General features: G+C 65.1%; 22 protein-coding genes. 9 read left to right on the forward strand and 13 right to left on the reverse strand.

Translation table 11 applies throughout. The features are described from left to right. Window positions 1–81 precede the first annotated feature (81 nt). From AX725_RS13350 to AX725_RS13400, 11 genes are all read right to left on the reverse strand, one after another. Window positions 82–870 (reverse strand): hypothetical protein, encoded by a 789-nt coding sequence (locus tag AX725_RS13350; RefSeq protein WP_067511804.1) that lies wholly within the window; start codon window positions 868–870, stop codon window positions 82–84. Then, window positions 857–2,896, reverse strand: coding sequence for an adenylate/guanylate cyclase domain-containing protein (locus AX725_RS13355; RefSeq protein ID WP_060978475.1), 2,040 nt, complete (start codon window positions 2,894–2,896; stop codon window positions 857–859). Before AX725_RS13355 ends, AX725_RS13350 begins: the two co-directional genes overlap by 14 nt. A 318-nt stretch (window positions 2,897–3,214) precedes the next feature. Then, a complete protein-coding gene (locus tag AX725_RS13360; protein WP_066117349.1) occupies window positions 3,215–3,886 on the reverse strand; it encodes a nitroreductase in 672 nt (223 codons plus the stop codon). 78 nt (window positions 3,887–3,964) lie between these two features. Further along, the gene (locus AX725_RS13365; RefSeq protein WP_060978444.1) at window positions 3,965–4,303 is read right to left on the reverse strand and encodes a type II toxin-antitoxin system PemK/MazF family toxin; all 339 of its coding nucleotides are present in this window, start codon (window positions 4,301–4,303) and stop codon (window positions 3,965–3,967) included. Continuing rightward, entirely contained in the window at window positions 4,297–4,557 is a 261-nt protein-coding gene (locus tag AX725_RS13370) for an AbrB/MazE/SpoVT family DNA-binding domain-containing protein (RefSeq protein WP_060978443.1), read from the reverse strand. The genes AX725_RS13365 and AX725_RS13370 overlap by 7 nt, the downstream gene beginning before the upstream one ends. 47 nt (window positions 4,558–4,604) lie before the next feature. Next, window positions 4,605–6,428 (reverse strand): cobaltochelatase subunit CobT, encoded by a 1,824-nt coding sequence (cobT, locus tag AX725_RS13375; protein WP_060978442.1) that lies wholly within the window; start codon window positions 6,426–6,428, stop codon window positions 4,605–4,607. A 50-nt stretch (window positions 6,429–6,478) separates the two neighbouring features. Beyond that, on the reverse strand, window positions 6,479–8,572 hold the full coding sequence (locus AX725_RS13380) for a transglycosylase domain-containing protein (protein ID WP_060978474.1): 2,094 nt from the start codon (window positions 8,570–8,572) through the stop codon (window positions 6,479–6,481). A gap of 56 nt (window positions 8,573–8,628) precedes the next feature. Next, entirely contained in the window at window positions 8,629–8,970 is a 342-nt protein-coding gene (locus AX725_RS13385; protein WP_060978441.1) for a HepT-like ribonuclease domain-containing protein, read from the reverse strand. Then, entirely contained in the window at window positions 8,960–9,256 is a 297-nt protein-coding gene (locus AX725_RS13390; protein ID WP_060978440.1) for a nucleotidyltransferase family protein, read from the reverse strand. The genes AX725_RS13385 and AX725_RS13390 overlap by 11 nt, the downstream gene beginning before the upstream one ends. Window positions 9,257–9,271: 15 nt before the next feature. Continuing rightward, a complete protein-coding gene (cobS, locus tag AX725_RS13395) occupies window positions 9,272–10,264 on the reverse strand; it encodes a cobaltochelatase subunit CobS (protein ID WP_060978439.1) in 993 nt (330 codons plus the stop codon). A 45-nt stretch (window positions 10,265–10,309) separates the two neighbouring features. Continuing rightward, window positions 10,310–10,960, reverse strand: coding sequence for a J domain-containing protein (locus AX725_RS13400; protein ID WP_060978473.1), 651 nt, complete (start codon window positions 10,958–10,960; stop codon window positions 10,310–10,312). A gap of 67 nt (window positions 10,961–11,027) precedes the next feature. Between AX725_RS13400 and AX725_RS13405 the strand changes: the two genes are divergently transcribed. The 3 genes from AX725_RS13405 to AX725_RS13415 all read left to right on the forward strand — a co-directional run bounded on the left by AX725_RS13405 (window position 11,028) and on the right by AX725_RS13415 (window position 13,258). Further along, window positions 11,028–11,315, forward strand: coding sequence for a BolA family protein (locus AX725_RS13405; protein WP_060978438.1), 288 nt, complete (start codon window positions 11,028–11,030; stop codon window positions 11,313–11,315). Next, complete coding sequence (locus AX725_RS13410) at window positions 11,312–12,208, forward strand: pirin family protein (RefSeq protein WP_060978437.1); 897 nt, start codon at window positions 11,312–11,314, stop codon at window positions 12,206–12,208. Before AX725_RS13405 ends, AX725_RS13410 begins: the two co-directional genes overlap by 4 nt. A 159-nt stretch (window positions 12,209–12,367) precedes the next feature. Next, entirely contained in the window at window positions 12,368–13,258 is an 891-nt protein-coding gene (locus tag AX725_RS13415; protein WP_060978436.1) for an alpha/beta fold hydrolase, read from the forward strand. On the opposite strand, the gene AX725_RS13420 is transcribed toward AX725_RS13415, so the two are convergent. Beyond that, window positions 13,255–14,388 carry a hypothetical protein gene (locus AX725_RS13420; protein WP_060978435.1) on the reverse strand — a complete coding sequence of 378 codons (1,134 nt, stop codon included), beginning with the start codon at window positions 14,386–14,388 and terminating at the stop codon, window positions 13,255–13,257. The two genes, AX725_RS13415 and AX725_RS13420, sit on opposite strands and share 4 nt — an antisense overlap. A gap of 158 nt (window positions 14,389–14,546) precedes the next feature. Between AX725_RS13420 and AX725_RS13425 the strand changes: the two genes are divergently transcribed. After that, window positions 14,547–14,927 (forward strand): VOC family protein, encoded by a 381-nt coding sequence (locus AX725_RS13425; RefSeq protein WP_060978434.1) that lies wholly within the window; start codon window positions 14,547–14,549, stop codon window positions 14,925–14,927. A 474-nt stretch (window positions 14,928–15,401) separates the two neighbouring features. After that, on the forward strand, window positions 15,402–16,298 hold the full coding sequence (locus tag AX725_RS13430) for a hypothetical protein (protein ID WP_060978433.1): 897 nt from the start codon (window positions 15,402–15,404) through the stop codon (window positions 16,296–16,298). A 118-nt stretch (window positions 16,299–16,416) separates the two neighbouring features. Here the strand turns inward: AX725_RS13430 and AX725_RS13435 are convergent, their stop codons facing one another. Next, on the reverse strand, window positions 16,417–17,463 hold the full coding sequence (locus AX725_RS13435; RefSeq protein WP_066045510.1) for a DUF2332 domain-containing protein: 1,047 nt from the start codon (window positions 17,461–17,463) through the stop codon (window positions 16,417–16,419). A 38-nt stretch (window positions 17,464–17,501) separates the two neighbouring features. On the opposite strand from AX725_RS13435, the gene hisG reads away from it, so the two are divergent. The 4 genes from hisG to thiL all read left to right on the forward strand — a co-directional run bounded on the left by hisG (window position 17,502) and on the right by thiL (window position 20,952). After that, the gene (gene hisG, locus AX725_RS13440) at window positions 17,502–18,167 is read left to right on the forward strand and encodes an ATP phosphoribosyltransferase (RefSeq protein WP_060980285.1); all 666 of its coding nucleotides are present in this window, start codon (window positions 17,502–17,504) and stop codon (window positions 18,165–18,167) included. Next, complete coding sequence (gene hisD, locus AX725_RS13445) at window positions 18,164–19,453, forward strand: histidinol dehydrogenase (protein ID WP_060980286.1); 1,290 nt, start codon at window positions 18,164–18,166, stop codon at window positions 19,451–19,453. Before hisG ends, hisD begins: the two co-directional genes overlap by 4 nt. 10 nt (window positions 19,454–19,463) lie before the next feature. Then, window positions 19,464–19,910: a transcription antitermination factor NusB gene (gene nusB, locus AX725_RS13450; protein ID WP_060980287.1), complete on the forward strand. Its 447-nt coding sequence runs from the start codon at window positions 19,464–19,466 to the stop codon at window positions 19,908–19,910. 118 nt (window positions 19,911–20,028) lie between these two features. Next, the gene (gene thiL / locus AX725_RS13455; RefSeq protein WP_060980288.1) at window positions 20,029–20,952 is read left to right on the forward strand and encodes a thiamine-phosphate kinase; all 924 of its coding nucleotides are present in this window, start codon (window positions 20,029–20,031) and stop codon (window positions 20,950–20,952) included.

Here is a 20,952-nt window from a genome sequence, read left to right on the forward strand (position 1 = left end):
CAAGCCGCGATGGCACACGCGAAAAACCCCGCCCGTGCCGGTCGCAGCGGCGCGGACGGGGTCTGAATGTCGGCTGGATGCTTACCGATCGCCGCTGGTACCGCTGGCCTGGTCCGCTGCCGCCATAGTCTCGACCAGCAGGCCGAGCTGGTTTTCGCAGCCATTCTCGATCAGCGTTCCGGCGAGTTCGTCGACCTCGGCCGGCACGCTGGGCAACACGACCAGATCGATCTTGCGCGCCACGCCATCGGGGCCGGTGAGCGTATAGCTGCCGGGCGCAACGGGCAGTTCGGCCATCGGCCACAGCCGGTTGCCCGATCCCTTCTTCCAGTCGATCGTCGCCGATGCGCCGGTTCCGGCAAGCTTCAGCTGGACATCCTGATCGACCTTGGCGCGCCAGAACATCAGGCGGGCGGGTTCAGCCACGCAGAACTTGCCCGACTGGCTCGCATCGATGAACCACAGGTTCGGGCTGCGCGGGGTAGCGGGAGCAGCAACCTTGGCCGGAGCGCCGCGGACGGCCCCGGTGCGGCTGCGCGTCGCAGGGCCACCGGTCGCGAGCAAGCTGGCAATCTGGGTGCTCTGCGTCTGGTCGCGCTTGACCGTGCCGTCGAGTGTGAAGGTACCGGGGCCGGACAGGACGCGCGTTCCGGCCTTGTCGAGCACGGTCACCTTGTCGCTGGCCTTCAGCACCACCTTGGTGTTGGCGGGCAGCTTCTTGCCGGCAGGAAATTGCGCTGCCGAAGGACCGACCGAGCGTACGACCATGGACTGCGCCATCGCCGCACTGCTGCCAGCAATGCCCAGCGTCACCATGGCACCCATCGCAAGTGCCCGGCGAAGTACGGACTTCCTTTCAACCGAGAACATAGCTTTCTCCTTTTTGTGTCTGACCAAGTCGCTTGAACAAATTCGCGATGGCCTCTTCCTGCCCCAATTGCGCAAGCTGCGATGTGAGTTGAACCACAGCCGCATCATTTCCCGCTTCATGCGCCGCAACCAGCTCGGCAATGGCCTGGCGCTCGCTCTCCGGCCTGTCGGGCGCGGGCTCGTAAATATCGACCGGCTTGGCGCGTCCTCTTAGCACGATCCGCCCCATCGGGCGATACCAGTCCAATCCGGACCTTTCGGCGGCCTCGCGGCTGACCAGCACGCGGGTATCCAGATTCTTGTTCGCCGCCTCGAGCCGCGCCGCCGTGTTCATGCTGTCGCCGAACGCAGTATACTGGATGCGCCCCTCGCCGCCGAAATTGCCGACGATCGCCTCGCCGAAATGCACGCCGACGCGCGTGCGACCGATCGGCGGCACGCCTTCGGGCGCGCTCTTGCGGAACTCCTCGCCCGCCTCGTACATGGCCCAGGCCGCGCGCACCGCGCGCTCGCCATCGTCGGGAAAGCCGATCGGCGCGCCCCAGAAGGCGACCACGGCATCGCCCACGAACTTGTCGAGCGTGCCGCCATATTGCAGCACGACATCCGCGAGCCGGTCTAGATAGTTGTTGAGCAGGAAGGCGACCATTTCCGGCTCGATCGCATGGGTCAGCTTGGTAAAGCCTTCCAGATCGGTGAAGACGCAGAAGATCTCGCGCTTCTCGCCGTGCAGCGCCAGCTTGTCCGGGTCCTTCAGGATCTCCGCCGCGACCGAACGAGGCAGATATTTGCCCAGCGCGTTCTGCGCGAAGGCGCGCTGCTTGGACCCGACCACGCGCGCGGCCGCACCCACCGAGGTATAGGCGAGCAGCCACCCCGTCGCCCAGCCGAAGCTCGGCAGATTGAGCGTGTCGAACCCGTAATATTGCAACAGGAACGGCGCGGTCATGAAGAACAGGATCTGGCTGCCGAGCAGCAGCCCCATGATCCAGGCGCGCGCCTGGCTGATCGCGGTGATGCAGCCTGCAATGACGACCGCCAGCGCCATCGCCCATAGGGACCAGTTCGGGAAGGCGAAGGGCCGATCCTTGTCGAGCAGCTGCGACATCATGTGCGCGTGCACTTCCAGCCCAATCATCTGCGATTCGCCGGTCACGACATCGCCGATCCGGGTCAGCGGCGTATCGAACTTGTCGAAATCGACGAAATCGCCGCCGATCAGGATGTGCCGTCCCTTGACCTCGCTCGCGACGAACTCGGCACTGGCCGGATCGGCGAACAGGTCGATCGGCAGCTTGTTGATCACCGGCCGGTCGGACGACAGCGGCAGACGGAAGCGGATCGCGCCGCGATAATCGGCAAAGGCAGGGTCCGGCGGTGTCATCGCGCGCACCATGATCGGCGGCAGGTTCTTGGGCTGGTCGGGCCAGCGCCGGGCAACGCCATCCGAGTCCGTGACCAGCCGGATGCTTGTCGGCTTGGTCTTGTCGGTGGTGACATCCTTCAGGAACTGTTCGAGGAACTGCTGCTGGCGGAACTGGATCGCCTCGGTATTTGTCGCGTTGCTGGCATAGGCGACATGCGTGGGGGTCTGCATATTGCGCAACGCGGTTTTCAGCGCCTCGTCATCGTCCTGCGGCTGATCGAACAGGATATCGATGCCGATCGATTTGGCACCCATCCGGTCGATATTGGTCAACGCATTTGCCAGGATGGTGCGATCCACCGGAGAACGCTGGCCGGTATCGATCAACGTGTCGTCGGTATAGACGACCATCAGGATGCGCGGGTCCTGATCGACCTTCTTGGCGAAATTGGCCGCGCGCATGTCGTACATCGCGTTTTCGGCATCGCCGAGCAGCGGCATTTCGGTGCTGTAGCGCGCAATGGCGAGCGCGAAGCCCAGAAAGCCGAGCGTCGCGAGCAGCCGCACCAGTCCGAGCTGGCGGATCAGCCGCGTGGCCGAGCGCCCCATCTCGTCGCGGCTGGTCGCTGCCGCAGCGGGCATATCTGGCTGGCTGGCCATGGCTTCAGCGAAACGCCATTCGCGCCAGGTCAAGAGCCCATGGCTTGAGGCGCGCGGAATTGGCCATATTGTCAGGGCGCGTGAAAAGCGATTGCGCTCCGGCTTCGCTGCACCATCCGATCCGTCGCATCATCGCACCCCCAGGCACCCTGCCCCCTTGCAGAAATGCCGATCAAGACCATTGCCCTCGGTGCGACCCGGTCAGGCTTCATGCTGTCCCATATAGCCTGTCCATAGCAGGCTGACCAGTTGCCGCCATGGCATACCGATCAGAATTGACCGGTCAAGTGATCTGCGCGCGGGGAGCGATGGCGCCGGTCAGAAACCGCGAAACTGGATGGCTTCGTCGATCGCCACGCGAGGGACCGTGAAAGCGTTTACCGGTGCATCGGGATTGCGATAGCCCACGGCCATCCCGGTGAAGAAGATGTAATCGTCGCTGATGCCCAGCAGTTCGCGCATATAGCGGCCGTACATCGCCCAGATTTCCTGCGGGCAGCTGTCGAGGCCCGCCTCGCGCAGCAGCAGCATCACCGTCTGCAGCCACATGCCCATGTCCGACCATTGCGGCGGCCCCATATAGGTGCGGCAATAGGTGAAGATCTGCACCGGCGCGCCGAAGCTGTCCCAGTTGCGCATCATCTGGCGGACCCGGCCCGCGCCATCCTCGCGGGCGATGCCCAGCGCGTCGAACATCGCCTGGCCGACCGCGCGCCGCTGCTGCTCGTAGCGCCCCTCGAGATCTGCGGGGTAGATGGCATATTCCATCCCCTCGCCCATCGGCGCGCTCTGCGCCTTGGCCTTGATCTTCGCGGTGAGGTCGGCCAGCGGCTCACCGGTCAGCACAACCGCGTTCCACGGCTGCGTATTGCCGCCCGAGGGCGAGCGCTGCGCCTTGGTCAGAATCTCTCGGATGGTCTCCAGCGGTACCGGATCGGGCAGAAAGTCACGCACGGAACGGCGACTGGCAACGGCTTCGGATACGTTCAAGGCGGGGGCTCCATGCAGACTTAATTTAATCGCTTGATTAAGGAGCCTGACGCGGTTTGGCAACCGCTGATCCCGACGTTATGGTTGCTCGAACATCTCGCGCAATATGCCCAGCACCGATGCCAGCGCGACGGGGTCGATCAGCCCTAACCGTTTGACGAGCCTCAGCCGGTCGACGGCACGCATCTGATCCGGTACCAGCAGCCCGTCACGACCACCAAAGCGGACGTTTACCCGAAAAGGCGCAGAAAACCCTCCGCTGGTAAGCGGTACGACCAAAGCAGTTCTGAGGCCGGCATTGAGAACATCGGGGCTGACCACCACACACGGACGAGTCTTCTGGATTTCGGCACCCTTTGTAGGATCGAGCGCGCACAGCCAGACCTCTCCCTGCGCGGGAAAGGGACGCTTCACCATGTCAGGCCGTCATCGTCTTCGTTCGCGAAGCCCTGCCAGGCAATCGCATCCTCGCTCAAATCCTGCCGACCGATCTCGCGGGCCGCATCGGCCCAGCCCTGGTGACGATCACCCACGATGGGCGTCGCCACGACGCGGCCATTGTCTACGACAATATCCATCATCGTTCCCGTCCCCACGCCAAGTTCCTGCAGAACCGGCTTGGGCAGGATCAGACCAGTGGAATTACCCATTTTGCGGAGCGCGGATTTCATATGCACGCCGTTAGCACGAAGTTATAACATCGACAAGCAAGTATCGGCTATTCGTCGTCGAACAATCCCGCCAGCTGCTCTACCATCGTGCCGCCCAGTTGTTCGGCATCCATGATCGTCACCGCGCGCCGGTAATAGCGGGTCACGTCATGTCCGATGCCGATCGCGATCAGCTGCACTGGCGACATCTTCTCGATCCAGTCGATCACCTTGCGCAGATGCTGTTCCAGATACGCGCCATGGTTGACCGAGAGCGTCGAGTCATCGACCGGCGCACCGTCGGAAATCACCATCAGCACGCGGCGCTCTTCGGGGCGCGCGATCAGGCGGTTGTGCGCCCAGAGCAGCGCCTCGCCGTCGATATTTTCCTTGAGCAGGCCTTCGCGCATCATCAGGCCCAGATTCTTGCGCGCGCGCCGCCAGGGTTCGTCGGCCTTCTTGTAGACGATATGGCGCAGGTCGTTGAGGCGGCCAGGCAGCGGCGAACGCCCGTGCGCCAGCCAGTCCTCGCGGCACTGCCCGCCCTTCCACGCCTTGGTGGTGAAGCCCAGGATCTCGGTCTTGACCCCGCAGCGCTCGAGCGTGCGCGCCATGATGTCCGCGCTGATCGCGGCGATACTGATCGGGCGGCCGCGCATCGAGCCGGAATTGTCGATCAGCAGCGTCACGACGGTATCGCGGAACTCGGTATCGCGCTCGATCTTGTACGACAGCGAATGCCCGGGAGCGACGACAACGCGCGCCAGTCGCGCGGCATCGAGCATGCCTTCTTCCTGATCGAAATCCCAGCTGCGGCTCTGCTGTGCCATCAGGCGGCGCTGCAAGCGGTTGGCGAGCTTGGTCACCGCGCCCTGCAGATGCGCCAGCTGCTGGTCGAGATAGGCGCGAAGGCGCAGCAGCTCGTCCTCGTCGCACAGGTCTGTCGCCTCGATCACTTCGTCGAAGCGCGTCGTCCACGCCTTGTACTCGAAATCATTGGGAAGATCGGTCCACGGGCGGTTGGGCCGCGTCGGCATCATGCCGTCGTCGCCCATTTCCCCGGGGTCGCCATCGTCCCCCTGCTCCATCTCGCCTTCGGTCTCCGAGGAATCGCCTTCCTCGTTCTCGCCGGTCTGTTCTTGCCCACGCGCCTCGGTCTGGCCCTGGTCGGTGCCGTCCTGCTCGCCCTCCTGATCCTCGGGCTCGCCCTGTTCGGACGAATCGTCCTCGTCGCCCTCGTCCTGGCTGTCCTCCTCGTCCATCTGGCCTTCGGTGAGCTCCAGATGTTCGAGCAGCCGGTTGGCGAGCGCGGCAAAGCCGGCCTGGTCGTCGAGCGACAGCGCGAGATTTTCGATATCCTCGCCGCCCTTGCTCTCGATCCATTCGCGCACGAGGTTGACGCCCGCGACGCTGTCCGCAGGCATGGGCGTGCCGGTGAGCCGCTCGCGCACGATCAGGCCGAGCGCGGTCGAGATCGGCACCTCGTCGGCACGCGTCGCGCGGCTGATCGGGTCCGAGCGCATGCGCATTTCCAGCGCCGCATCGAGATTCGCGCCCAGCCCGCGCATCGATCGCGTGCCGAGCGCCTCGATCCGTACCTGCTCGACCGCATCGAAGGCCGCTCGCGCTACCGCCTCGCGCGGCGCATTGGCAGCGTGCTGCGCAGGGTTGTGGTGCTTCAGCCGCAGCGCATAGAGGTCCGCAAAGCCGCGCGCCTCGGCGACCTGATCGGCTGGCAGCTTGCGCCCCGGCATCGGCACGCGCAGCTTGGTGCCCGATTGCGACGGCGGATCGGCGGTGAACGCCACCTCGATCTCGGGCTGGCTGGCGATCGCCCGCGCGGTCCCGGCCAGCACGTTCTTCAGGTCATCAAGCGGAGTGCGGTTGGTCATGCGCTATCGCTGAAGGGGCGCGCCGCGTATGTCAAGCGACCGGCGCAGCGCTATTGCGGCGGATCGGATGGCGGCGGCCGCTGGCGCTGAACATTCGCGCCATTGCCATCGACCGTCACCTCGACCGGCGCACCGCCGACATCGCCCGAAATGGTGAGTCCATCCGGGGTGACGCGCACGTTCGCGCCGCCGACCTGGCCTTCTATCCCGCCTTCGAGCAGCGGACCGATCACCGGATCGGGGTCGACCTCCTCGGGCGGCGCGACGGGCGCGGCGCGGCGCTGCGGCACGGCTCCCGGGATTGCCTCGCCCATGAACTGCCGCCAGATGCGCGCAGGCAGCCCGCCGCCGCGAATGCCCTGCATCGGGCTGTTGTCATCGTTGCCGATCCACACGCCCACGACCAGGTCACCCGCATAGCCGATGAACAGCGCATCGCGATTGTCCTGGCTGGTGCCTGTCTTGCCGAAATTGGGGATGTTGAGGCTGGCCGCGCGCCCGGTGCCGCGATTGACCGCGGCGCGCAGCATGTCCTGCATCTGCTCGTGCACGCGCGACGAATAGCGATCCGGCCCATCGACCAGCCATTCGAACCAGCCCTGCTCGTCGCGCTTGAACGCGTGCGGTTCGACCGGCCATTGATTGCCCGCGATACCGGCATAGGCGGCCGTCATTTCGAGCAGAGTCGCGCTGCCGCTGCCCAGCGCGAGGCTGGGGTCGCCTTCCGCAAATGGTCCCTTCAGGCCAAGCTGCGTCGCCTGCTTGATCACCTTTTCGCTGCCCACCTTCTGGAACAGCCGGACGGCGGCGACATTGCTCGAATGCACAAACGCCTCTTCCAGGCTGATGACCCCACGATAGCGGTCACCGGCGTTGCGCGGACGATAGCTGCCCGTGGTGATCGGGCTGTCCTCGATTACCGAATTCGGCTCCATTCCCGCTTCCAGCGCAGCGAGATAGACGAACAGCTTGAAGGTGGAGCCCGGCTGGCGCTTGGCTTGGGTGGCGCGGTTGAACGGCGATTGCGCGTGGCTCTTGCCGCCGACCATGGCCACGACCTCGCCATTGGTGCGCATCGCCACCAGCGCCACCTGCGCCTTGCCGAGGCCGGAGCGTGCGACGATACGCTCGGCGGCGCGTTGCAGCCTGGCGTCGAGCGTCGTCGTCAGCGTCAGGCGGCTGTGCGACATCTCTGTGAGCGCCCGCGCCTGGGGCATCGCCCAGTCGGCGAAATAGGTGCCGTTGGCGAGCTTGGGTCGCTCATGCACGTCGAGCCGCGGCTGCGGCAGCGCGTCGGCCTCCCTCTGGGTCAGATAGCCCGCATCGACCATCGCCGCGCGCACCATGGCGGCGCGTCGGCTTGCCCCCTGCCAGTTGCGCGTCGGGGCAAAGCGCGAGGGTGCCTGGACCAGCCCTGCCAGCAGGATCGCCTGTTCGGGCTTCAGCTTTTCGGGCTGGCGATAGAAATAGTGCAGCGAAGCGGCGCGCAGGCCGTACACATTGTCGCCGAAATAGGCGTTGGACAGGTAGCGCCCCAGGATCTCGTCCTTGGTGAGCCATGCCTCGAGCCAGAAGGCGATCAGCATCTCACGCAGCTTGCGCGTCAGGCTGCGTTCGGGAGTGAGGAAGCTGATTTTGGCGAGCTGCTGCGTGATCGTGCTGCCGCCCTGCACGCTGCTGCCGGTGATGTTCGACCAGAGCGCCCGCGCCAGGCCGCGCGGATCGATGCCCCAGTGCGAGTAGAAGCGCCGGTCCTCGATCGCGAGAAACGCTTCAACCACATGCGGCGGGAGCTTGTCGACCGCGACCGGCTCCTCGACCACCGCCCCGCTGCGCGCGATCGGCGTGCCATCGGCGGCGAGCAGCGTGATCTCCGGCGGCGCGATCGGCTCGAGCGACTTGGACAAGGGCGCGGTAATCGCCAGCCAGGCGAGCAGGATCAGGAACAGCACGAACAGGGCAGCCAGCCCCCGTTTGGCCCACCACCAGCGCGTGCGCGGCGGCCTGACCGGGTCGGGCGCGATCGGCGTGAAATCTTCAGGCTCAGCCCAGGGGTTACGCGCCTCGCCCAGCCCCGGCGGCGGCCATGAAGCATCGGCAGCAGACGCCCCGCCTGCCCCAAACCGCCCCGATCCGAATCGCATCTTCTTGAACACGGAAGGTGTATTAGCCGATTATGACAGCGAGTGCGAGAGCCCCGTCACTCAGCAAGAGCCGCGCGACAGCGGGCGAGCAAAACAGGCAAACTCTTGTGCACGGTATTGTAGACTACCGCCTCATCAAGGGTGTCGTATTCGTGCCTGAGTCGATTGCCGAGGCCCCTTATTTGATGAAACGACACGTCTGGCGCAACTACGGTAAACCGCTCCTCACCAATCTTCACAACGGCTTCCGTAATTCTTTGCAGGCAGCGCTCGACTGCATCGATAAGCATCTGGTTTCGCGCAAACTCAACCACCGTAAGGTCGGCGAGATAAGCCTGCGCCGCTTCGCCATTCTCGATGATATCTCTCAGGCGCTGCTGCTCGCGATCAGAAGACACGAATACGATCCCGGTCGATGTTCTGCTGCATTCGCGCCTTTCTCGCAGGCTCGGCAACGAGATCCACTCTGGTCCGCAAAATCGCTTCTATGCGGTCGTTGATGGCAACAAATTCCAAACCATCGATCATGGCCTCCGGCGCAAAACGCGCTGCGAGGTCGATATCCGAGTCAGGCCCCTCCTCGCCACGCGCAGTCGAGCCGAAAAGTGACAATCGCTCCACGCCAAGCCCGCGCAATTCGGCCTCGTGCGCTTTTAGTTGTGCAATCGCCGTCGCCTTGTCCATGGCTTCCCCGTTTGCTCACCCCCGGCCGACGATGCTCTCCGGCAGGTCCTCGCCGAACACGCGCTGGTAATATTCCGCGACCAGCATCCGTTCGGCCTCGTCGCACTTGTTGAGGAACGACAGGCGGAACGCGAAGCCGATATTGTGGAAGATCGCGGCATTCTGGGCCCAGCTGATCACCGTGCGCGGGCTCATCACGGTCGAGATGTCGCCGTTGATGAAGCCCTGACGGGTGAGGTCCGCCACCTTGACCATGTTCTTGACCACCTTGGGATCGGTCTCGCCGACCTTGGCGAGCACGACCTTGGCCTCGGTCTCTGCAGGCAGATAGTTCAGCGTGCAAACGATGTTCCAGCGGTCCATCTGGCCCTGGTTGATCTGCTGCGTGCCGTGATACAGCCCGCTGGTATCGCCCAGGCCCACGGTGTTCGCGGTGGCGAACAGGCGGAAATAGGGGTTGGGGCGGATCACCCGGTTCTGGTCGAGCAGCGTCAGCTTGCCCTCGGTCTCCAGCACCCGCTGGATCACGAACATCACGTCGGGGCGGCCCGCATCATATTCGTCGAACACCAGAGCGGTCGGTGTCTGCAGCGCCCAGGGGAGCAGGCCTTCGCGGAATTCGGTGACCTGCTTGCCATCGCGCAGCACGATGGCATCGCGCCCGACCAGATCGATACGGCTGATATGCGCATCGAGGTTGATGCGGATGCACGGCCAGTTGAGGCGCGCGGCGATCTGCTCGATATGCGTCGATTTGCCGGTGCCGTGATAGCCCTGCACCATCACGCGGCGATTATGCGCGAACCCTGCCAGCACTGCGAGCGTGGTTTCAGGGTCGAACACATAGCTGGGGTCCAGATCGGGCACGCGCTCGTCGGCCTCGCTGAACGCGGGAACCTGCATGTCGATATCGACGCCGAACACCTCGCGCGCATTGACCATCTTGTCGGGCGCATCGAGCAGAGTGCCATCGCGGCTGTCGGGCTGGGTGTTCGAAATATCGGTCATGGCGTTATCCGGTGGTCTGAGTCGTCGAAGGGGCGCTCCACCCAATCAGGCGAAGGCGGCAAGTTTGCGCAAGTGCGTATAGGCGGCGATGACCTCCTGCAAGGCTTTCTCGTGGCTGCGGTCACCGCCATTGCGATCCGGGTGATAGGTACGCACCAGCTGCGAATAGGCCTTGCGGATCGTCGCGCGCGTCGCATCCGCGCCAAGCCCTAGCGTCTTCAGCGCATTCTGGTCGGCCGACGACAATCCGCGCTGCTGCGCCCGGGCAGTGCCTGCCGCAGCGCGGGCGCGGTCGGCCATATTCTGGCGGAAACGCGCGCCGATGGCATCGAGAGGATCGGCAAAGTCGCCCCAGCGCGGGGTCTGGCCCGCACCCGCCGCAAAGGCGCGAGTCTCGCGGTCCCATCCCGCAGTCGGCCGCTGCGCCTCGTAGATCTCCTCGGCGCTCATCCCGGCGAAGAAATTGTAGCGTTCGTTGAATTCGCGGATGTGGTCGAGGCAGAACCAGCGATAGCGGCCCGGCCCGTCGAAGCGCGATCCGTGACGCGATTCCTCTGCAGGGGGCGCGCGAAATTCGCCATCTTCCTGGCACCCGGCCCAATCGCAGCGCCTGCCTGTCCCTTCGACCCGGCCATGAAACCGGGTGCGCCGCCGCGCGCTGCCGCCATCCTGGCTCGAGTTGCCGCTATCTGCCAAAACCTGCTGCCAATCCCATGAGTGCACCGCCTCGCCAATGGGCGGAGAGCGGCCTATATAGGTGCGCATGACGACGAAAACCAAGGGGCCGATGGCCAGCGAAATCGAAACCCGGCTGACGGCGGCGCTCTCGCCCGTCCGGCTAGACGTGATCAACGACAGCGCCAAGCACAGCGGCCATATGGGCGATGACGGCAGCGGCGAATCGCACTTCACGGTCGAGATCGAGAGCGCTGCATTCCAGGGCAAGTCGCGGCTCGAACGCCAGCGCATGGTCAACAGCGCGCTCGGCGATCTGCCGGGTCAGAAGGTGCATGCGCTGGCGATCAAGGCGCGCGCGCCGGGCGAGGCATGACCAGCCCCCTCGCCCTCACCCTCCTCCCCACCAGCCATGATCTGGGCGGCTTTACCGTGCGCCGCGCGCTGCCGCAGAAGAAGCGCGCGATGGTGGGGCCGTTCATCTTCGTCGACGAGTTCGGCCCGGCCCAGCTCGATATCGGGCGCGATCTCGGCGTCCGCCCGCATCCGCATATCGGGCTGGCCACGGTCACCTATCTGTTCACCGGCGGCATCGACCATCGCGATTCGCTTGGCACCTTCCAGACCATCCATCCCGGCGAGGTGAACCTGATGACCGCCGGGCGCGGCATCGTCCATTCGGAGCGTAGCCCGGCGAGCGAAATGGCGACGGGTGCGAAGCTGTTCGGCATGCAGACCTGGCTGGCGCTGCCCGATGCGCTGGAAGATGCAGAGCCGGCGTTCGAAAATATCGGCTGCGACGCGCTGCCGATGATCGACGACGGCAAGGCCAGCGCGCGTGTCATTATGGGCTCGCTCTGGGGCGCGACCGCACAAACCACCTGCCACAGCCCGACCATTTATGCGGACATCGTGCTGCAACCGGGCGGCGCCATCCCGATCGACAGCGAGGCGGACGAGCGTGCGGTGATGCTGGTTCAGGGGGACGCCGCAATCGATGGCCTACCGCTCGAACCCTATCTGCTCTACCTGATCGCGCCGGGAGCGAAGCCCAAGCTGGAGAGCATCGGCGGCGGACGCGCGATGCTGCTGGGCGGCGCGGATTTCGCCTCGGAACGGCATATCTGGTGGAATTTCGTCGGCTCATCGAACGAGCGCATCCGCGATGCGGCAGAGCGCTGGAACCGAGGCGCCTTCCCCAAGGTGCCTGGCGACGAACAGGAATTCATCCCCATTCCCGAAGTGCCGCTGACCAGGGGTCGGACCTAGCCGCCATTTCCTTGAATTTCCCGTCATTCCCGTGAACGCGGGAATCCCGCTTTCCTGCTGCCGGGTCAGGAACAAGCGGGACCCCCGCCTGTGCGGGGGTGACGAGATTTAAGCGATTGCTTAAGGTTGGCGCGCAGACAAAAAACGGAGAGCCGCCGCATGACCGACTTGCCCCTCACCCGCATCGCGCTGCCGACCGGGGTCGAGCTCGATGTCGCCATCACTGGGCCCGAGGACGCCCCGCCGCTGATCCTGCTCCACGGCTTTCCCGAATCGCACCGCACCTGGCGCTATGTCATGCGGCACTTCCAGGACCGCTACCGGCTCATCGCGCCCGACCAGCGCGGCTTCTGCAACTCTTCCAAGCCCGAAGGGGTCGAGAACTACCAGCCCAAGCACATGGTAGCCGATCTGATGGCGCTGGCCGATCATCTGAGCATCGATACGTTCACGCTGGTAGGCCACGACTGGGGCGGCGCGATCGCCTGGATGGCAGCGCTCAACCACCCGGATCGCATCACGCGGCTGATCATGGCCAATGCCGCGCACCCGTTCACCTATCAGAAGGCGCTGTTCGACGATCCCGACCAGCGCATGTCCGCGCAGTATATCACCGAGATGCGGCAGCCCGATTTCGAGACCAAGGTGCGCGCCATGGGCTGGGACGCCTATTTCGATTCGCGCTTTGCCGAGCCGAGCGCCGCGGTGCACATCACGCCCGAGGAGCGCGCGATCTACCTTGCACAATGGCAGACCCCGGGCGCCTTTACCGCGATGGTCAACTGGTATCGCGCCAGCCCGCTGATCGTGCCCCCGGTGAATGGAGAGGTCGAGCGCCCCGCCTATCTCTCGCGCCCCTTCCCGCCGGTGACGCAGCCGACATTGCTCTACTGGGCGATGGACGATTACGCCCTGCGCCCCTCGCTGCTCGACGGCATCGAAACGCTGGTGCCCGATCTCAAGCTGATAAAAGCGCCCGGCGGCCATTTCGTGCCCTGGGAATCGCCCGAAACGCTGATCGCGGCGATGGAAGACTTCCTCGCCGACTAGAGCATCCGCCGCTTGAGCTGCGGCACCGCCAGCGTTTCGAGCGCGGCGGCGATGCCCTTGAGCGGCCAGCGGCGGGTAGCAGGCAGGTGCGCTGCATGGATCGCCATGTAATCGATCTCGCTGCGCGCGCCGCGCTGCTGCTTGAAATGCCCTGCGCCGGCCGATCCGTGCAGCCTCAGGCCATGGCGCAGCGCGAAATCGCCGACCAGCCAGGATGCGATGCGATACAGGCCGTCCGACTGCGGACGCCCCATATCATATCCCATCATCGGATTGGTCGCGATGCCGCCGCGTGCAACAATCCCCACCGCCGCCATGATCTGCCCGCTGGCATCCCGCGCGACCCGCAGATGGAACAGCCCGCATTCGACCGCCAGCTGCATCCAGCGCGGGCCATATTGCGGGTTTAGCGCGGAGTATTTGGCGATGTAGAGCATCGCGTAAAGCTCTGCGACCCGCGCAGCATCGGCGTTGCCCAGCACGGTGACATCCTCGATCGCCAGACCCGATTGCGCCAGCTTGCGCCCGTCATTCTTCACGCTCTTGCGCACCGCCCAGTCGCGCTGCAGGTCATCGGTCACCCAGATCTGGCGGCAGGGCAGCAGCAGCCAGCCATCGGCGCGCAGCGCTGCGGTCAGCTCGGGGCACGACCATTCATCGACCGAGCGGATCAGCAGATAATGGCCGGGATAACGCGTCGCCAGTCGCTGCCGCAGATCGGTCAGTCCCTCGCCGTTCCAGTCTCCGTGCAGGCAGGTAGAAAGCAACCAGTTGTCGATCTGCACGGCGCGGTTGATGGCGAGCGCGCGCAGCATACCGTCTGCCGCCGCAATGGCGAGGGTGGCAGGCCCGCGCATCGAGCCCATATCGACCAGGTCGAGCTCGGCGCGCGGATAGAGCGCATAGGCGCTGTGCGGGGCGGCGACATAGCTGGTGCCGATCGCGCCATCGGTGACGAGCACCGGCAGCGTGTGACCGTCCGCCTGTTCGACAAACGCCTCGGCCTCGATATTGGCGATGAGCGCGCGGCTGCCCAGCGCCTGCAAGCGATCCACGAACAGCGCCGCATCGGGATCGCGCAGCGCCAGGGCATCGGGCGAAAACTGCGCTGCGGGTGGCAGGCTGTTCATCGGTCTACGACATCCTCATGGCAGCGCGATGAAAGTTCATCGCATTCCTGAGATTGCCGACTAGCGCGCATCGGCGTCTTTATGGTGACAGCCGCGCCTGTCTATGGCGCGCGGGGCGGTGGACGTGTAAACTGGCCCCAGCGCAAGGGAGCCACGCCATGCCCGACTGGAAGCCCGCCACCTATCCCAGCCTCAGCCCCTATCTGATCTGTGCCGATCCGGACGCGCTGATCGCCTTTCTCGCCACGGTGTTCGGCGCGAGCGTCGAGCGGCGCTTCGACAGACCCGACGGATCGCTGATGCACGCCGAATTGCGGATCGACGACAGCATCGTCATGGTCGGCGGCGGCGCGACCGAATATCGCTCGGGCGAGGTGCACCTGCACTTGTACGTGCCCGACGCGCAAGCTGTCTACGACCGCGCGCTGGCCGCCGGCGCCGAGGTGGTGCGCGAACCCGAGCGCAAAGCCGATGACGACGACCTGCGCGGCGGCTTCCGCGATCCGGCCGGCACGATCTGGTGGGTGGCGACGCAATAGATGGGGGTGCATGGCAAGGCTCCGGCAGACGACGCAACCGGACTCGCCCGGGCCATCCAACCCAGCCTTTGGCCCCAGCAGGCACCGGGGTTACAGGCCCACACCCAATAACCCAACCCCGCTCAGCCTGAGCCTGTCGAAGGCCCCGCGCAACCGGTTGCCCCCCCTCCGCCGCTTTCCGGCGAAAGCCGGAATCCAGAAGCGAGATGGCACCAGACCGCCCTGGACTCCGGCTTTCGCCGGAGAACGGTTGATGCCGGACGCTTGGGCGCGGGGCCTTCGACAAGCTCAGGCTGAGCGGAGGTTGGTCGTTTTTTGAACAGTGCAACGCTCACCGTTGGCAAGCGACGTCCACGTGGTTTGCAATTAGGAGCTATCCAGTTTTTTGCGCATGCGGTCCATTTGATGATAAACATACCATCCTGTGTTATTCAGCGATTTGTGAGTTTGTGAGTTTGGTTTAGACTATTCTGAATGATTGAACCCGTACCTGACACTCACATCTTTGCGGGCCTTTCACAGGTCCGATACAATGGACAGCCATTCGATCTGGGGCATGGTGTGATGTTAAGGTCAGCATATGCGCACCTTTTCGCGGCACCGATGATGGCTTTTCAGCGCGCCGCTCCCGGGCAAGCCCACCCCGGACCCTTGCGCTTAGCCAAAGGGGGGTTCGCCTGGGACATCGAAGTCGAGATATCGGTCCCTCTCCGACAAAAATTTCCGGCTGGTTTTGACGCCGAGCAAATTGCGCGGCTGATAGCCTCACTCTTGAGGCTTGCGCGCTACGCGTACCTCATAATGCCCGTTTTCTCTGACCAGGCTTTCAGTGTGGCTGCGATACACGGGCGTGAGCCGCTGCTGCGGCCCGTCGAAGTCGAGGGGCGCATTGTTTCTGTCGGAACCTCTGAGCTCGCGGAGATCCGTGAGGACGAGTTAGGCTGGGTTAAATCAGTTTGGCCTAGAACGGCCGAATTGATGAACAAGGACCGCAGACTTGCAGGTGCCTTGGAAGCTCTCGATGCCTGTACTGTCAATGGACGCACTTCATCCGCTTTGCTTCTGGCTTGGGGCGCGCTGGAAGAACTTTTCGCGCAGGGAAGTCGCAGTGAAATTCGCTTCAGGATCGCTTCAAACTTGGCGACATTTCTCGCAGCGCCTGGCCCAGATCGGCTAGCAATGTTCAATGAGGTGAGAGAGCTATACGACGCCCGCTCCGTTGCCGCACATACTTCGCGGAACTCCGACGTCGAGCACCTGCTTCGAACCTTCGTTCTGCTACGCAATTCCCTGTTGAAAATTATTACGGACAGCAACTTACCGTCCGGTCAGCAACTCAACGAAGCATTATTTCTCGGCAAAGAGCTTTGAACATGTAGGTCATCACCACTGCTTCACTCGGCTTTGATGAGTAGCGGCTCGCCTCTCAAGTCTGATCACAGGCTAGATATGAATTCGACCCCAATTTCCGCACAACCCCTCCGCCCCCTCACCCCAACCACCGCACCCAGACCCCATGCGCCTGCGCTTCGCCGAGCAACTGCGCCTCCCCGCCCCCCGGCCAGAACCGCACCTTCAGTTCGTGCCGAAAGGTCGCACGGTTGGTTTCCAGCGAAACCCATGCCAGCGGGCGCTCGGACGTCGCTTTCGCTCCCGCCTCGGCCATCGCGGCTTCGATCATCGCCTGGCGACCCTCCGGGATATATTGCCAGACGATCGAGTGCATCAGCACGCGGGTGACGCCCGCTTCTTGCGGCTCGGCGAGACGCGCGGCGATCCAGTCGGCGGCATCGGCCTGGACGAGATCGACGCCGCGCTCACGGATCATCGCGATCCCTGCCTCCATCCGCGCGAAGCGGGCTTCGGCCTCGGGCCAGATATAGGCCATCAGCCGGTCGGCAGCGGCGCGCACGCGCACGTCGATGGGGTTGAGGTCGCAGCCGCGCACCGCCTCGATGCGGAAAGGCGTATCGGGCGGCGGCGGGCCCTGCCATTCGGGCGCGATCACGCAGGGCGCATCCGCCGGGCCGGAGCGAACGCCGCCCAGATCGTAACCATAACGGTCGATCAGCAGGTTCATCCCCGCGCTTGACCCGATCTCGTTCAACTCGAACCGGTCCGTGGTGCGGCTCGCCAGCCAGTGCAGCGCCGCGACAAAGCTTGCCGAGCGCCCCGCCTCGTTGGTCTGCGGCGGGCCATCGAACCAAGGGAGCAATTCGGCATCGTGGCGATCCACGACCGCCGCGACGATCGCATCCACAGCGCACTGTTCGGTCACTTCTCCCGCATAGACCGGCCCCAGTTCGGGCACCTCCCCCTTGCGGAACAGATGGTGCAGCCCGCCGGTGAACCTGAGCGGCATCGCATCGGTCAGCACATGGCCCGGCCAGGCAGCGATCCGGCGACCGCAGGCGCTGTCTCCCTGCATCAGCGCAATCTGCGCGCGGCACAGCCGGGCGGTGGCGGGCGCGCCGTTCTGTTCGACATGTTCGGCCTGAAAGGCGATGCCGCTGATGATTTCCTCTGTCCGGTTCATATTGCCCTTTGCCCTGCTTGGCCCTACATGCCGCGGCCATGGCCGATACGCTGATCTTTGCCGTGCCCAAGGGGCGCATCCTCGACGATGCCCTGCCCGTGCTCGAACGGGTGGGTATCATGCCCTCGGCAGAATTTCACGATCCGAAGAACCGGTCGCTGCGTTTCGGCACCAACCGCGCGGACATGGACATCATCCGCGTGCGCGCCTTCGATGTCGCGACCTTCGTCGCGCATGGCGCGGCGCAGATCGGCATTGTCGGATCGGACGTGATCGACGAGTTCGATTATTCGGACCTGTATGCGCCGGTCGATCTCAATTTCGGCCATTGCCGCCTGTCGGTCGCAGAGCCTGCAGAGGAAGCCGCGAGCAACCAGCCGCGCCCCTCGCATATCCGCGTCGCAACCAAATATCCCAATATCACTCGCCGCTATTTCGAGCGGCAGGGCGTGCAGGCGGAATGCGTCAAGCTGAATGGCGCGATGGAACTCGCGCCCTCGCTCGGCCTGTCGCGGCGGATCGTCGATCTGGTGGAGTCGGGACGCACATTGAAGGACAATGGCCTCGTGGAAACCGAAGTCATCACCCAGGTCTCGGCCCGGCTCATCGTCAACCGCGCCGCGCTGAAAAAGGACCATGCCCGATTGGGTCCGCTGATGTCCGCCTTCCGCGATCTGGCCGCAGAACGCAGGCAGGCCGCATGACGCTTCGTCTTTCCACACGCGACAAGGATTTCGCCCAGACGTTCGACAGGCTGGTGCGCGGTCGGCGCGAGAGCGATATCGAGGTCAACCGCGACGTCGCCGCGATCATCGCCGATGTGAAGGCGCGCGGCGACGCGGCGCTGGCCGACTATACCGCGCGCTTCGACGACCATAGCCTCGACGGCAATGGCTGGAGCATCGGCAAGGACGCGTGCGCCGAGGCCTATGCCGCGCTGTCGGACGACCTTCGCGCCGCGCTCGATCTCGCCGCGAACCGCATCCGCGCCTATCACGAGGCGCAGCTGCCCGAGGATCGCGATTATACCGACGCAGCGGGCGTGCGCCTCGGCGCGCGGTGGAGCGCGGTCGATGCGGCGGGGCTGTACGTGCCCGGCGGTCGTGCGGCCTATCCCTCCTCGCTGCTGATGAACGCCATTCCCGCCAAGGTCGCCGGGGTCGAGCGGCTGGTCGTGGTGACGCCGACGCCCAAGGGCCAGGTCAATCCGCTGGTGCTCGCCGCCGCGCATCTCGCCGGGGTGGACGAGATCTGGCGCATCGGCGGCGCGCATGCGGTCGCCGCGCTCGCTTATGGCACGCAGAAAATCCGCGCGGTCGATGTCATCACCGGCCCCGGCAATGCCTGGGTCGCCGAAGCCAAGCGCCAGCTCTATGGCGTGGTCGGCATCGACATGGTCGCGGGGCCGTCCGAAATCGTGGTCGTCGCCGATGGCAAGAACGATCCCGAATGGATCGCCGCCGATCTGCTCAGCCAGTCGGAGCATGACCCGACCAGCCAGTCGATCCTGTTCACCGATGACGCGGGCTTTGCCGATATTGTCGCGGACACCGTCGGCGTGCAGCTCGCCGCGCTCTCGACGCGCAAGGTCGCGACCAAGGCGTGGGAAGACAATGGCGCGATCATCGTGGTCGACAGCCTCGAAGACGCGATGCCGCTGGTCAACCGGCTCGCCGCCGAGCATCTCGAGCTCGCGGTCGACGATCCGCAAGCGCTGTTCGCCAAGGTGCGGCACGCAGGGTCCGTGTTCCTCGGTCGGCACACGCCCGAGGCGGTGGGCGATTATGTCGCCGGACCCAACCATGTGCTGCCCACCGGACGGCGCGCGCGCTTTTCCTCCGGGCTTTCGGTCCTCGACTTCATGAAGCGTACCAGCTTCATCCAGCTCGACCCCGCCAGCCTTGCCGCGATCGGTCCCGCTGCGGTCGCGCTCGCCGAGATGGAGGGCCTGCCCGCCCATGCCGAGAGCGTCCGGCGCCGGCTGACCTGATGGAAACGATATGAACGAGAAATCCCGCTCCCGCTCCGCCGCACGGCTTGCCGCCGTCCAGGCGCTCTACCAGCACACGATGGAAAAGACCCCGGTCGCGCAGCTGCTCCACGAATTCCACCAGCACCGGCTTGGCGCGGAAATCGAGGACGAGCAGTACGCCGAGGCCGATGTCGCGTTCTTCGACGATATCGTGAAGGGTACGGCGGCGCGGCTGGAAGAGATCGACGGCCTGATCGAGGGCAAGCTGGCCGAGGGCTGGTCGCTGGGTCGCATCGACCGCACGCTGCACCAGATCCTGCGCGCCGGGACGTACGAGCTGCTCGCGCGGCCCGACGTGCCGGTCGGCAGCGTCATCAACGAATATCTCGACGTCGCGCACGCGTTCTTCGACGCCAAGGACACGCGCTTCGCCAATGGCCTGCTCGACGGGATTGCCAAGGATGTGCGGCGTTAATTGACGCCAGGTCGCGCAAACGTCCCTCGACTTCGCTCGGGACAAACGGGATAAGCTCGAGCCGAGCCGCACCACCCGTCTGTTTGCCCCGAACGTAAGGTACAAGGGCCAAGTCCGCATGACCACCGAACCCGGTTTTATCGACCTGCTCCGCACCATCGCCACCGATCCGGCCGCGCGCGGGCTCGATGACGATGCGGCGGTGCTCACCATCGGCAAGCAGGCGATGGTGCTGACCAAGGACATGCTGGTCGAGGGCGTGCATTTCCTGCCCGACGATCCGCCGGCGGATATCGCGTGGAAGCTGGTCGCGGTGAACGCCTCGGACCTTGCCGCCAAGGGGGCGACCCCGCTCGCCTGCCTCACCGGGCACAGCCTGTCGCGCGATGCGGGGTGGGACGCGGCGTTTGCCGAGGGTCTCAAGGCCGCGCTCGACCATCATGGCCTGGCGCTGATCGGTGGCGATACCGTCAGCGTGCCTGCGAGCCAGGCGCGCGTGCTGTCGCTGACCGCGATCGGCCTGCCCTCGGTCCCCGTCCCGCCGTCGCGCGCGGGGGCGCTGGTCAGCGACGGGCTGTTCGTGACCGGCACCATCGGCGATGGCTGGGCTGGGTTGAGCCTGCTCCAGGCGGGCAAGACCGAACCGGCATCGCTCGTCACCGCCTATCGCAGGCCGCAGGCACGGCTTGCTGATGGCCCCCTGCTCGCCCAGGTCGCGCGTGCGATGATGGACGTGTCCGACGGGCTGCTGATCGATGCCGCGCGCATGGCGCGGGCCTCGGGCCTGGCCGTGCGAATCGACCTGGCGCAGGTCCCGCTCTCGCCCGATTTCGTCGCCACGATCGGCAGCGACCAGGCCGCCGCGCTCGCCGCTGCCTCCGGCGGCGACGACTATCAACTGCTGTTCGCCGCCGACGCCGAAGCGCATCTGTCGGTTCCCGCCACGCGCATCGGCGGCTTTGCCGAGGGCGAAGGGCTCACCCTGACCTGGAACGGCATGCCGGTCGAAAACCCCGAAAAACTGGGCTGGCTGCACGGCTGA

The organism is Blastomonas sp. CCH9-A1, from assembly GCF_001557175.1.
GTDB lineage: Bacteria > Pseudomonadota > Alphaproteobacteria > Sphingomonadales > Sphingomonadaceae > Blastomonas > Blastomonas delafieldii_A.

Bases quoted from the DNA above. Each gene is read 5' to 3' on its own strand.
- AX725_RS13405 (WP_060978438.1), top strand. From the start codon at position 11,028: ATGACGACGAAAACCAAGGGGCCGATGGCCAGCGAAATCGAAACCCGG.
- AX725_RS13355 (WP_060978475.1), bottom strand. From the start codon at position 2,896: ATGGCCAGCCAGCCAGATATGCCCGCTGCGGCAGCGACCAGCCGCGAC.
- AX725_RS13370 (WP_060978443.1), bottom strand. From the start codon at position 4,557: ATGAAATCCGCGCTCCGCAAAATGGGTAATTCCACTGGTCTGATCCTG.
- hisD (WP_060980286.1), top strand. From the start codon at position 18,164: ATGACGCTTCGTCTTTCCACACGCGACAAGGATTTCGCCCAGACGTTC.
- AX725_RS13410 (WP_060978437.1), top strand. From the start codon at position 11,312: ATGACCAGCCCCCTCGCCCTCACCCTCCTCCCCACCAGCCATGATCTG.
- thiL (WP_060980288.1), top strand. From the start codon at position 20,029: ATGACCACCGAACCCGGTTTTATCGACCTGCTCCGCACCATCGCCACC.
- AX725_RS13350 (WP_067511804.1), bottom strand. From the start codon at position 870: ATGTTCTCGGTTGAAAGGAAGTCCGTACTTCGCCGGGCACTTGCGATG.
- hisG (WP_060980285.1), top strand. From the start codon at position 17,502: ATGGCCGATACGCTGATCTTTGCCGTGCCCAAGGGGCGCATCCTCGAC.
- AX725_RS13415 (WP_060978436.1), top strand. From the start codon at position 12,368: ATGACCGACTTGCCCCTCACCCGCATCGCGCTGCCGACCGGGGTCGAG.
- cobS (WP_060978439.1), bottom strand. From the start codon at position 10,264: ATGACCGATATTTCGAACACCCAGCCCGACAGCCGCGATGGCACTCTG.
- AX725_RS13420 (WP_060978435.1), bottom strand. From the start codon at position 14,388: ATGAACAGCCTGCCACCCGCAGCGCAGTTTTCGCCCGATGCCCTGGCG.
- AX725_RS13430 (WP_060978433.1), top strand. From the start codon at position 15,402: ATGATTGAACCCGTACCTGACACTCACATCTTTGCGGGCCTTTCACAG.
- AX725_RS13390 (WP_060978440.1), bottom strand. From the start codon at position 9,256: ATGGACAAGGCGACGGCGATTGCACAACTAAAAGCGCACGAGGCCGAA.
- AX725_RS13380 (WP_060978474.1), bottom strand. From the start codon at position 8,572: ATGCGATTCGGATCGGGGCGGTTTGGGGCAGGCGGGGCGTCTGCTGCC.
- cobT (WP_060978442.1), bottom strand. From the start codon at position 6,428: ATGACCAACCGCACTCCGCTTGATGACCTGAAGAACGTGCTGGCCGGG.
- AX725_RS13365 (WP_060978444.1), bottom strand. From the start codon at position 4,303: ATGGTGAAGCGTCCCTTTCCCGCGCAGGGAGAGGTCTGGCTGTGCGCG.
- AX725_RS13425 (WP_060978434.1), top strand. From the start codon at position 14,547: ATGCCCGACTGGAAGCCCGCCACCTATCCCAGCCTCAGCCCCTATCTG.
- AX725_RS13435 (WP_066045510.1), bottom strand. From the start codon at position 17,463: ATGAACCGGACAGAGGAAATCATCAGCGGCATCGCCTTTCAGGCCGAA.
- nusB (WP_060980287.1), top strand. From the start codon at position 19,464: ATGAACGAGAAATCCCGCTCCCGCTCCGCCGCACGGCTTGCCGCCGTC.